The sequence below is a fragment of the Marinomonas phaeophyticola genome, from assembly GCF_026966905.1.
Classification (GTDB): Bacteria; Pseudomonadota; Gammaproteobacteria; order Pseudomonadales; family Marinomonadaceae; genus Marinomonas; species Marinomonas phaeophyticola.
In genome coordinates this window covers 556,903-569,261 of the sequence record NZ_JAPUBN010000013.1, presented here as the reverse complement: position 1 = coordinate 569,261, position 12,359 = coordinate 556,903, and the positions used below count along the sequence as shown (strand labels likewise).

The 12,359-nt window shown below is 37.0% G+C and carries 8 protein-coding genes; 6 read left to right on the top strand and 2 right to left on the bottom strand.

What is annotated here, in order from left to right; translation table 11 throughout:
* Positions 1–120: 120 nt before the first annotated feature.
* The 4 genes from O1D97_RS08835 (at position 121) to O1D97_RS08820 (ending at position 7,671) form a co-directional block, all read left to right on the top strand.
* Positions 121–435, top strand: a complete 315-nt coding sequence (locus O1D97_RS08835; protein ID WP_269124781.1) for a 2Fe-2S iron-sulfur cluster-binding protein — start codon at positions 121–123, stop codon at positions 433–435.
* Positions 436–514: 79 nt separating this feature from the next.
* The gene (hrpB, locus tag O1D97_RS08830) at positions 515–3,034 is read left to right on the top strand and encodes an ATP-dependent helicase HrpB (protein WP_269124780.1); all 2,520 of its coding nucleotides are present in this window, start codon (positions 515–517) and stop codon (positions 3,032–3,034) included.
* A 370-nt stretch (positions 3,035–3,404) separates the two neighbouring features.
* Positions 3,405–6,167, top strand: a complete 2,763-nt coding sequence (locus tag O1D97_RS08825; protein ID WP_269124779.1) for an EAL domain-containing protein — start codon at positions 3,405–3,407, stop codon at positions 6,165–6,167.
* Between the two features lie 409 nt (positions 6,168–6,576).
* A complete protein-coding gene (locus O1D97_RS08820) occupies positions 6,577–7,671 on the top strand; it encodes a GGDEF domain-containing protein (protein ID WP_269124777.1) in 1,095 nt (364 codons plus the stop codon).
* Positions 7,672–7,735: 64 nt separating this feature from the next.
* Here the strand turns inward: O1D97_RS08820 and O1D97_RS08815 are convergent, their stop codons facing one another.
* Together O1D97_RS08815 and O1D97_RS08810 are read right to left on the bottom strand one after the other, a co-directional pair.
* Positions 7,736–8,509, bottom strand: a complete 774-nt coding sequence (locus O1D97_RS08815) for an EAL domain-containing protein (RefSeq protein ID WP_269124775.1) — start codon at positions 8,507–8,509, stop codon at positions 7,736–7,738.
* On the bottom strand, positions 8,506–9,711 hold the full coding sequence (locus O1D97_RS08810) for a GGDEF domain-containing protein (RefSeq protein WP_269124773.1): 1,206 nt from the start codon (positions 9,709–9,711) through the stop codon (positions 8,506–8,508). Before O1D97_RS08810 ends, O1D97_RS08815 begins: the two co-directional genes overlap by 4 nt.
* 369 nt (positions 9,712–10,080) lie before the next feature.
* Between O1D97_RS08810 and O1D97_RS08805 the strand changes: the two genes are divergently transcribed.
* Both O1D97_RS08805 and ilvY read left to right on the top strand, forming a co-directional pair.
* A complete protein-coding gene (locus tag O1D97_RS08805; RefSeq protein ID WP_269124771.1) occupies positions 10,081–11,277 on the top strand; it encodes an amino acid aminotransferase in 1,197 nt (398 codons plus the stop codon).
* A gap of 155 nt (positions 11,278–11,432) precedes the next feature.
* Entirely contained in the window at positions 11,433–12,320 is an 888-nt protein-coding gene (ilvY, locus tag O1D97_RS08800; RefSeq protein WP_269124769.1) for an HTH-type transcriptional activator IlvY, read from the top strand.
* Positions 12,321–12,359 lie beyond the last annotated feature (39 nt).

The window sequence follows — 12,359 nt, the reverse complement described above, 5'->3', positions numbered from 1 at the left end:
CGCGCAAATTAAAGTGAATTTTCAGGTTTTCCGAGCGCGATTATTAAAGCGAAATACCGATAGGCTATGTCTTTTTGATGATAATATACTGTCTTATCATTTTTTTCTAAGGTAATTCAAATGCTCTACCAATGCACTTATCGTTCACTCGCTCAACAAGATAGCAACATTTCGCTCCATGCTGATGAAACCATTTTAGAGGCATTGACAAAGCATGGTGTATACACAAAAAAAGCCTGTATTAACGGCGCATGCGGCATTTGTCTTATGAAACTAATAACGGGTGACATTGATTATCATGGGCGTACTCCAAGAGGCCTAAATAGCCAAGAAATCGCGGATGACTACATACTTCCCTGCATTGCAAAATGCAGAAGTGATCTCACATTACTAGCAAGACCGACTACAAAAAGCAAAAATAGCGCCAAAAAGTAGCCCCTTTCATACAAACGAAACTTACAAAGAGAGAGTCAAATCCGTATTATATAATCATTCTCTTTAATGACCTTTCTTCATGATAAAACAGACCGAAATTTTACCTATTTATTCGATTATTCCTTTATTAAAGCGACACCTTTTACTAAATGATAATGCAATCTTAGAAGCCGAACCCGGTGCAGGCAAAACAACGCTAGTCCCCATTGCATTACTAGAGGAACCTTGGTTAAACAACCGTAAAATAGTGATGTTGGAACCTAGACGTCTAGCCGCCAAGTCTGCAGCTCAAAGGTTATCTGAACTATTGAATGAATCCATTGGGCAAACTGTCGGTTATCGAATTCGCCATGAAACAAAAATCTCAAAACAGACTCGAATTGAAGTGGTCACAGAAGGTATTCTTACTCGAATGCTACAAACAGACCCCAGTTTAGAAGACATAGGTTTAATCATATTTGATGAGTTCCATGAACGCAGTCTCCACTCAGACCTTGCATTGGCTCTTTGCTTACAAGGTCGATCACTCTTTCGAGAAAAGTCTCCCCTTAAATTGCTGGTAATGTCTGCCACACTGGACACCCAATCACTCGAAAAACTCTTAAATACGAGTCGTATTCACTGCTCAGGTAGAACGTTTCCTATCGAAATAGAATATGGAAATCTCACGCTCAAACAAGATCAAATTTTACCCACCATCATCACACAAATTCACCATGCATTGCTGAATCATGAGGGGGATATTTTAGTTTTTTTGCCAGGTCAAAAAGAAATCCGTACGATCAAAAGTCGACTTGAAGAACAATATAATAATACCCAATTAGAAATCGTTGCCTTGTATGGTAACCTTGCATTTTCTAAACAGCAGGAAGCGATACAAACAAATAAACACAATCGTCGGAAAATCGTCTTATCAACCAATATTGCACAAACAAGCTTGACCATAGAAGGCATACGTATTGTCATTGACAGTGGCCTTAGTAGAGAAGCAATATTCGATCCCAACATTGGCATTACTCGTTTACATACTCGCAAAGTGACTCAATCAGAGAGTATACAGCGTACTGGTCGAGCGGGTCGTACCGCTCCAGGCATTGGCTACCGTTGGTGGAGTCAAGAACAACAAAGTCGCTTAGAAGCGCAACCAACCGCAGAAATTTATCAAATGGACTTGGCTCCTTTAGTTATCGAACTCGCTCGTTGGGGCGTAGATTCTGTCAATGAATTATCTTGGTTAGATACACCACCAAAAGCACACGTTAAACAAGCACAGGAACAGCTTGTCCAGCTTGATATATTAAAAGACGACAGCTTTATACTAACTCCATTAGGAGAAACCATTGCCTCTCTCCCCTTAGATCCTCGCATTTCTCGACTCATATTAGCGGCAAATTCAGTACAATCTCAACAGCTGGCCCTTAAACTCGCTAGCCTACTCAGCGAAAAAGACCCATTACAACAGATACAACAAAGTGACATAGAAAAAAGGTTGTCTTGGTTAAGCAAGGGGACAGACAATCACACTCGCCAACATAAAAAGCTTATCCATCAATTAAGTAAGCAAATTCAGCTACATTCCCACTACCAAGACGACAATGTATTTCATGAACCACTGGAAACAGCAAGACTGCTTGCCAACGCTTTTCCTGATAGAGTAGGTAAGCGACAATTATCCAAAGATGATCGAAAAACTTCATATAAATTAGCAAATGGCCGCATAGCGGACTTACCCATAGAAGATAGTTTGAATCAATCCGAATGGATCGTAGCCATAGACATGGGCAGCGCGACCACGGCTAAAAACGAAGTTATTTATTTAGCCTGCGATCTGCCCGCAACACTTATTGAAACCGAGTTAACAGATAAAACCCGTCAACAGCCTCATTTAACCTGGGCAAAAAACGAAGACGCATTAACGGCTAAAAGTCGAACAATGCTAGGGAAACTCATTATTCGTGAATCTTCGTTAACGCACGTGTCTCGTCAGGAAATTAGCCAGTGTGCCTGCCAATACATTAGAGCTGTTGGTATACACTGTTTACCTTGGGATAATGAAAGCAGGATGCTCCAAGAACGGCTTAACTTCTTACATGAAAACGTATCTCGGACTGCATGGCCTAGTTATGAAAACACGTTATTATTGGATTCTTTAGAAGCTTGGCTAGCCCCTTATTTAGAAGGTACGACCCATAAGAATCACTTAAAAAAACTCAATTTAAAACAAATATTATTAGATCAATTAAGCTGGAAGCAACAACAAGAGTTAAGTACCTTAGCGCCTGAATCTATTAAAGCCGCATCAGGATCGAATATCAAATTAGATTATTCGAGCAACCCACCAAGCCTAGAAGTGAAACTACAAGAAATGTTTGGCTGTTTAGAGACACCGAAGATAGGTGGAGTCTCCGTTAAAATAGCCCTACTGTCACCAGCAAGGAAGCCATTAGCGATTACTCAAGATTTACCCTTCTTCTGGAAGGAGGTTTATCCAGAAGTAAAAAAAGAGATGCGGGGAAGATATCCTAAACACCCATGGCCAGATGATCCTTTAACGGCATTAGCCACTCATAAGACAAAAAGAGCATTAATTCATAAGTAATAACAAGGGAGATTACGACAGTTTACCTGTTTGAATGTACAAAATGTCTGTACCTAAAAAATATCACACTGTATTTTTTCTATTTTTATATATTAGGCTCAGCAATAATTCAGGGACAACATTTTATTTTTAATACTTAGTTTTATTATCTAGTATAATTTTTTACCACGCTTATTAAAAAATAGGAATCGCCTCTATTTGAAATATGCAAAGAGGATTATTTATAATATTTTATCACTAACTTATAAGTAACAATTAAATAACAATTAAATAACAATTAAACACATTAACAACTAGAAAATTAGATTAGTAAGCGTTATTGTGGACATTAGTCCATTGCATTGCTACTTAATCAAGTATGATAAAAACGTTGCATTTACCTCTTCTCGCATTGTTGCTAATAACATGCAACTTAACTATCTCAGCCCATGCTCGAGATGATATTCTCATCATTCACTCTTATCATAATGAACACATCTGGACAGGCTTTCTTAAACAGGGGTTTGACGAAAGTTTTTCTGATTACTCAAAAACACGTGTTTTTCATGAGTTCCTTGACGCAAAGCGTTTTCCAACCAACGAGTTTAAAAGTTCTTTTTTGAAGTACTTACAAAATAAATACTCACAGACAAAATTGAGCGTTATTGCGGTAACGGATGATCCTGCGATGCAATTTATCAGAGATAATCGCCGCCACCTATTTCCTAATGTTCCGATTATTTTCCTTGGGATTAACAAGGTATCAAATGAAATACTTAATACAAAAAACATGACAGGTGTTTTTGAGAATAGGGATTTAGCAAAAACAGTGATTGATATTAAAGCGATTACCGAACTTGATGAACTTATTGTAATTTCAGATTCAACTAGTACCGGTAAAGCAAATTTAGAAAAAATAACCAGTATACTTGGAAGTGATGAGGCACCTAGCAAGATTCATGTTATTGAGGATCTGTCGGTTATAAACATTCATTCTGTTCTTCAACCATTTCCAAATAACATACCCATTTTTTTAATAGGTCAATTAATCAACCCTCAATCCAACAATGAACTCTTAAGTTGGAACTACAGTACCGAACAGGTATCTCAACAAACCCCAAAACCCATTTTCACTATCGCCATTACAACATTAGATTTTGGCGCCACAGGAGCAGATGAGCTCAATGGGATACAACATGCGAAGCAAGCATCAGGCTTAATAAAAAAAGTTCTTTCAAAAACACCTATTAACGAAATAGAACCTATAACAAAAGCGAAAAGCCAATGGTTTTTTGATGACTCAAAACTCAGGCAATATCATATAGAAAAAACTATTTTACCTAGAGATGCTATTTTATTAAACACGGATAAAAGCTTTTATGAAGAGTATAAATCCATTGTTTGGATTGTGGGCAGTGCCTTCATTACATTTATTTTAATCATTATTTTATTATCTGAAATCATCCGTAGAGGGGTTTTAACGAGAAAAATACTTCAAGAGAATGAACAAAGATACAAAGACTTAGCCAGTGTAGATGCTAATATTTTCTGGGAAACAGATACACTGAATAACATTAATTACGTATCAGGTGACTCACTCCTACCTTTTAACCATACTCCATCACAAATGATTGGCAAATCTATCAGAGATCTAGTTAAGCAAAAATTCATTCTTGATTTTCCCTTGAGTAATTATAAAAACGCTGTCGCTAACCAGGAAGAGTTAGAAAATCTTATCTTTAAAGTAAAACAAAAAAACAATGAAGTGAAAATCTTTCAAATTAAGGGTCGTCCTATCTACGACTCTAATCAACATAATTTCATTGGTTATCGAGGAATCTGCAAAGAAATCACTGAAAAACATCACCTTACGGAGCGATTAACTTATCAAGCGTCCTACGATAGCCTTACTAATTTGATAAACAGATCCACTTTTAACAATAAATTAAAACAATATACACAAAAAGAATCACAACAGCATGAAAAGGTATTTTTATGCTTTTTGGATTTAGATCGCTTTAAACTAGTAAATGACACGGTGGGCCATTTAGTTGGCGACTCCATGTTAATAGAAGTATCAAATATTATAAAAAACAGCCTTAATGACAATGATGTCTTAGGACGATTAGGGGGTGATGAATTTGGTGCCTTAATTTTTTCCAATTCACAATCAGAAGCGCAAACCGTCTGTGAAAAAATCATCAAAAGTATCAGCCATTATAAATTCACATGGCATGATCGAGCCTTCGATATCGGTGTCAGTATCGGTATGGTTGAAGTATCCGGAGAATTCAACGAAACAGAACTGCTTAGCAAAGCAGATTTATCATGCTACAAAGCAAAAGAATTAGGGCGCGGTCGTGTCTTTATTGCAGATAAACATAATAATGATCTGTTTAATGAAGCGGCTCAAATTGGTTATATTGCCAACATATCTCAAGCAATTGAACGTAATCAGTTTTTCTTAGTAAAGCAAATTATCTCTTCGTTACAAGAAGATGGATTCACCCAGAATTACTATGAAATATTGTTACGGTTTAATAATCGCGAAGGCATCGCTATTTCGCCAGGACTGTTTATACCCGCCGCAGAAAAACACGGGGTTATTACTCTTATTGACCAATGGGTGATAACAACGGTGTTGTCTCGATATACAGAATTCTTTCCTGATAAAAATACTCGTGTATCCATCAATCTTTCGGGAATCAGCCTCAGTAACAAAGACTTTATTAAACACATTATTCACTTAGTTAAGTCATCCACAATAAAACCTCAAAATATCTGCTTTGAAATTACTGAAACAGCGGTAATTTCTCAAATGGCTAGAGCGATTAGCTTTATTACAGAAATGAAATCTTACGGTATTCAATTCTCTTTAGATGACTTTGGGAGCGGTGAATCCTCTTTTGCTTACCTAAAAAACTTACCAGTAGATTACTTAAAAATTGACGGTAGCCTGATAACACAAGTCGCGTCAGACCCTATTGACTACGCTATTGTTAAATCCATTCACTCTATAGCAAAAATGATGAATATGAAAACGGTTGCTGAATACGTAGAAAACGATGAAATTAAGGCTGTTCTAAAAGAAATTGGAATAGATTATGCTCAAGGATACGGTATTGGCAAACCACTAAACTGCATCAATAAATAATCATTTTCTTAATGCGTGACATTAAACCATCAATTTACATAACATTTCATAAGATTACATTTAACAACATTATGTAAATAATAAAAAAAGTAAAATTAGTAGAGTATTTCAATAGCAAGTCACATATACCCAATCAATGTAATAATTAAAAAGAATAAATACGCCATTAAGTTATAACTTAAAATATTAAAAACCTTGTTTTATTTATTCGATTTTCTTTCAAGTCATTGCCATAGCGATTAATACTCTGGCTTAAAGGAATTTCACAATCAAGAAATCACATTTTTTTACACGTTTCGTAATGAAATTATACCATCCCAAAGATAATTAGATTAAAATTGTATTCAAATTAACCAACTGTTACAATTTTACATTGGAAATCTATTCATAGCTTTGATAGAAGGTGTTGATGTTCAAGCTTCTAGCCCCCCGCTTTAAAGCAATAATACACAATTACGCATTTGGCGGCTTATCAGGTGAGGATTTATCTGAGCAGTCTAGACGTATTTTGCTCATCAATTTATTCTGCTTAGTGGGCGTTTTATTTACACTTCCCCATGGTATTCTTGCATTTATAGATGGCGATATGATGATCGCCGCTTCCACTTTATCAATAGCCTCTTTGTATACGTTTAATCACATCTACTTACGCCTTACTTTTAATTACGAAGTTTCTTCAAACATCATCTTGTACCCTTTATTCATGTTGATGTTCTTCCTGCTTTATTCTGGAGGCGTTGCTCAAACCGGGTTTGTTTGGATTTATTGTATAGCTCCTGTCGCCATGTTCTTGCATGGACTAAAACGGGGTTTGATTGAGATCACTTTTTTTCTTATTATTTTAATCCTGATTTTTCTATTTCCAAATGAAATTGGTGCCACCTACAATTGGTCAGCAGAGTTAAAAAAACGCATTGTTTACTCCTTCTTAGTCTTAGGGTTCTTATCCGCGTTTTATGAATATTCGCGCATGAAATCAATCCATTTATTAAGGAATATCAGTAAGGACTTAGAAAAAGCCTCAAAAACGGACCCATTAACAAATCTATTAAACCGTCGGGGAATGCTAGAAATCATTCGAGACAATAATGCCTCGAAGAAAATATTTGATAATGCTATTGTAATCTGTGATGTCGATTTCTTCAAAAAAGTAAATGATCAATATGGACACAATGTTGGTGATGAAGTTCTGATCAAACTATCAAATGAGTTTAAGGAAACATGGGGAAAAGATGCACATATCAGCCGTTGGGGAGGTGAAGAGTTTTTAATTTTTATTCCTTCTAGCTTATTTGACATAATCCAACCTGAGGTTGAACGCTTCAGAAAACGCATTGAATCAATACGTTTCGGAGCATTAGATAACCCTTTTCATATAACGCTTAGTTTTGGTATCGCTCGCTTTGATTATCAAAAAGAAACTGTTGATGCGGCTATAAATAGAGCCGACAAACATCTCTATAAAGCCAAAAATCATGGCCGGAACTGTATTTTTTCTGATTAGAAATCTATTTTTAAAACGTATTCTATGTAATTCAATTAACGTTTCTTAGACTTTAATAATAGATTTAATAACCTGATGAAGGCATGAAAGAAGAGGACAGGGAGACATCATTCGATTTCTTAGGTATTGAGAAGTAAAAGCCCTGAAACTTCTTACATCCAAGACTTTTAAGGTGTAAAAACTGCTCCTCAGTCTCCACACCTTCAACGATAATATCTAGATTAAATTGACCAGCAATACTCATAATACCTTTAATTAACCCATCACCTTGAACCCCCATATCAAGAACAAAGCTTCGGTCAATCTTTAACGTGTTCGCAGGGAGCGTCCTTAGCCTTGTTAACGAGGAGTAACCTGTACCAAAATCATCAATATGTATGTTAACACCAATGTTTCTTAACAACTCTATTTGAGCAATAATACCCTTGTAATTAGTATCCTCTAATACCGTTTCCGTAATCTCTAATGTTAATACGGATGCGGGCAATGCGTATTTTAACAGCAGTGACTGTACCGTCTTGTAAAAGTATTCTTCTTTTAATTGTATCGGAGAAACATTTACAGAGATGGTAATGTCTGAATCTACAAGGCGTAGCTCCTTTATGTAAATTATCGATTTTTCTAATACCCAGTTCCCGAATTGCATGATATGCCCTGTATTTTCAATAACAGGAATAAATTCTAATGGTGGAATGTTTCCCAGCTGAGGGTGCGTTAAACGAGACAAGGCTTCAATTGAAGATATACCGCCAATTTCATCAACGATCGTTTGATACTCTAAATGAAAAAAATCATCATAATCCCTTTCCTGAAGAATATTAATTAAAACTGATGTCAATTCACTTGTTCGAGCCAATTCATGATTATATCGTAATACCCCCCACGATCGCCTTTACGCTTTAAGTAGGTAGCCGCTAAATCAGCGGCATGTATCGCCTCTTCAATACTATTTACGTCTTCAGGATAATGTGCAGAGCCAATTGTCATACGTACTTCAATCCGTTTATTTCGTATATAAACGGATTCAGAGAATGAATTGCATAGATGAGTTAATACCCCTAAGGATTCAAGGTCGTCTACGGAACAAATGACAAATTCATCTCCTCCCCAACGGCCCACGACAGTTCGTTTAGGTAAAATTTCAATCAGTAAGTTACTAATATGCTGTAACACCAAATCACCGACTTCATGCCCTTTACTGTCGTTAATTTGTTTAAAGCGATCTAAATCGAAAAAATAAAATTTCAAAGAGCTGGATATAAGAGCTAGGCGCCCACAACGTTCTAAAAAACCTTCTCTATTATTAAGCTGAGTAAGTCGATCCGTTAACGCCATTCTTTCTAAATCGGCAGTTCTTTCTCTAACTCGATTTTCCAAACGTTGATTGAGGTCTGAAATTTGCTGATTTTGCTCTTTTAAGCTATCAAGCAATCCATCATTTTTAAAGGTCAATTCTATATTACTTAAAATTTGACGATAATTATTACTGTGTCCCACTAGCATAACAACACAAAAGAAAGAACCAAGAAAACCAAGTAAAGGCAAAGAAGGCGTAATAAAAATTAATGTGATACTGGCAGGAAGAAGGGTTAAAATAATAAACAACTTTCCAACAATTTTACTAGGAGCAAGCACACCGGTTGCTCCTCCAGCTAGTGCGCTGGAAATAACGGTTACAACAAACCGCTCTTCTAACCCTAAATTAGGCAAAGCAATAACAGCGATAATCGCCCAAGAACAACCGCCTAAAATCACACCAAACGCGTGATAATGACTCCAAGTATGCAATGTCTTTTCGGTAAATTGCACTGTGTCAGGAGCAAAATAGCGTCTAAACAAGATATCAATAAGCAAGCGAACGGCCATGAAGAGTACAGTACAATAGAACCACAAATCGATATAGGGAATATCAAAGGAAGCAACCTGATAGTAAACACATAAGAATGCTGTAAGGTTTACCAGAATACTGTATAAATTATTTTTATAAGCGAGCTTCAATAAGCTTGATTTCAAATGAAACTGTTGCGCTTCCTTTTCCATTCTTTCCCTCATTCTTACAACATCTATAGATTTACAGTTTAGTTCATACAGGAAAAAATGTTCACCTAGTTTTTCCGCTTTATAGACTAAAAGCGATAATTAAATACTACTACAAAAAAGCCTCAGTTTTATACGATTTAGCATTGTATTTCGCGTAAAAAAGGGCACAATTAACGACTGTTATCAACACTATTAAAGTACTAGATAACACGACTATTCGCCTATTGCGATTTTATCAATGGCTTTACAATATCTAGTTTTATAAGAATATACTACACGAAATGCTTATCGGCAGATCTCTGTAGGACGTTTTTTAGAACAGATAGTTAAAGCGCTTGCTTTTAGCTCTCTTTTTAGGACCCTTTTTTCATGTTTAAACATCTTAGTGCCGTTCCCGGTGACCCATTACTCGCTCTTATCATTGCTCACCGGAATGATCCAAACCCCAATAAAGTCGACTTAGGTGTGGGTGTTTATAAAGATGATAATGGCAACACGCCAATATTAAACAGCGTGAAAAAAGCCGAAGCCATTTTGCTACAACAAGAGGATTCAAAAAGCTACCTTGGCATTAATGGCGCACCAGAATTTGCTGCGGTGATTCAAGAATTACTTTTAGGTAAAGACAATACCATAATTAAAGACAAACGCATTTTTTCAGCTCAAACACCTGGTGGTACTGGCGCATTGAAAGTTGCCGCTGATTTTATCGGTTCCAGTTTACCTAATCCTAAAATTTGGGTAAGTGATCCAACATGGGGCAACCATTTACCGATTTTCCGCAGTGCAGGCCTTAGTATTGAAACTTATCCCTACTACGATCCAGAAACCAATGGCGTACGTTTTGATGACATGATGAAAACATTAAAAGCTGACGCAAAAGCGGGTGATACCATACTACTGCATGCTTGCTGCCATAACCCGACAGGGGTAGATTTATCTTTTGAACAATGGCAAGAAGTAACCTCCTTTGTGGCAGAGCGAGGATTACTACCTTTAGTCGATGCCGCTTATCAAGGCTTTGGAGATGGTTTAGATGAAGACATGGCTGGCCTTAGGCACATGGCTTCTATTATTCCAAATATGCTAATCTGTAACTCTTTCTCCAAAAACTTCGGTATCTACCGTGAACGTTGTGGCGGTCTAAGTGTCATCGCAGAAACGTCTGAAGAAGCAAGTAATGCTTATTCTATTATTGGCTTAGCCATTCGCGCCAACTACTCTATGCCGCCAGCTCATGGCGCGGCTGTTGTTTACACCATTATGAACGACCCAGAATTAAAAGCAGAGTGGGTAGAAGAAGTAAGTGCAATGCGTAATCGCATCAATACCTTACGTAATCAACTTGTCGAGAAGTTAGCGGCATCTAATACCAAAAAAGACTTTAGTTTCATTCGCGCTCAACGCGGTATGTTCTCTTACTCTGGGTTAACGGTTGATCAAGTTCACACATTAAGAAATGACTATTCTATCTATATTGCGGATACTGGACGTATGAACGTTGCCGGCATTACCGATAATAATATTGATTATCTTTGTGATGCTATTGCAACGGTCGTTGGCTAGATTCTTTATACTTATAATACTAAAGCGCTGGTTTGTTCAATCAATCAGCGCTTTTCTTTTAAGTTACTCACTGTCATTGCTATAAAACGTCATTGTTGTTCTATAGAAAATGTCTGTAGAATTCTCTTTTTACAAAACGTTAGCAGGCTCTCTTTTTGGATATCAAAACACTCAAGATCTTTCTCCATTTATCCGAATCACTTCACTTCAGTCGCACTAGTGACGCTTTCCATATTAGCCCCTCGACGCTTAGCCGTCATATTAAGCAATTGGAGGAAAGTTTAGGCTGTTGTTTACTCACCAGAGACAACCGCTCTGTGTCTCTTACGCGAGAAGGTCAAATATTTCAAACTTATTGCCGAGAAAGCCTTGCCCATTGGCACGTATTGAAACAATCCTTAGATGAACAAAATACACAGTTAACTGGTGAGATTAGTCTTTATTGCTCCGTTACGGCTAGCTACAGCTTTTTATACGATATTTTAAGTCAGTTTCGAAGACTACATCCAAAAATAGAAATGAAACTGCATACAGGCGACCCTGCTCCAGCACTATCAAGAGTTATTGAGAAATACGAAGACATCGCCATCGCCGCTAGACCGCCCCATGTCCCCAATAATTTAGCCTTTAAACGCATCGCGATTTCTCCTCTAGTCTTTATATCTCCTAATGATGCACTGACAAGCAATCAATTAGGCGTTTCAAACAAACAAGCTCTACAGTGGGATAAAATTCCGATGATCCTATCTGAGGAAGGTTTAGCTCGGTCCCGTTCTGACCAATGGTTTAAGCAACAGGGGATTAAACCTAATGTTTATGCTCAGGTCTCAGGCAATGAAGCCATTGTCAGCATGGTTTCGCTTGGGTTTGGTGTCGGTGTTGTACCAAAAATAGTATTAGATAACAGCCCATTAGCCAGCAAAATTACTATTTTAGATATCCAGCCAGAACTTGAAGCTTTTGACGTTGGTTTCTTCACTTTAAAGAAAAGCTTAAGTAACCCCATTGTCAGTGCATTTTGGGAGCAAATCGGCGTCCGCTAAATACAAATTAAATAGTATAAGAAAAACATCGATAGCCTC

Coding starts and splice junctions, on each gene's coding strand:
- O1D97_RS08810 (WP_269124773.1), bottom strand. CDS start 9,711: ATGGAAAAGGAAGCGCAACAGTTTCATTTGAAATCAAGCTTATTGAAG.
- hrpB (WP_269124780.1), top strand. CDS start 515: ATGATAAAACAGACCGAAATTTTACCTATTTATTCGATTATTCCTTTA.
- O1D97_RS08835 (WP_269124781.1), top strand. CDS start 121: ATGCTCTACCAATGCACTTATCGTTCACTCGCTCAACAAGATAGCAAC.
- O1D97_RS08820 (WP_269124777.1), top strand. CDS start 6,577: ATGTTCAAGCTTCTAGCCCCCCGCTTTAAAGCAATAATACACAATTAC.
- O1D97_RS08805 (WP_269124771.1), top strand. CDS start 10,081: ATGTTTAAACATCTTAGTGCCGTTCCCGGTGACCCATTACTCGCTCTT.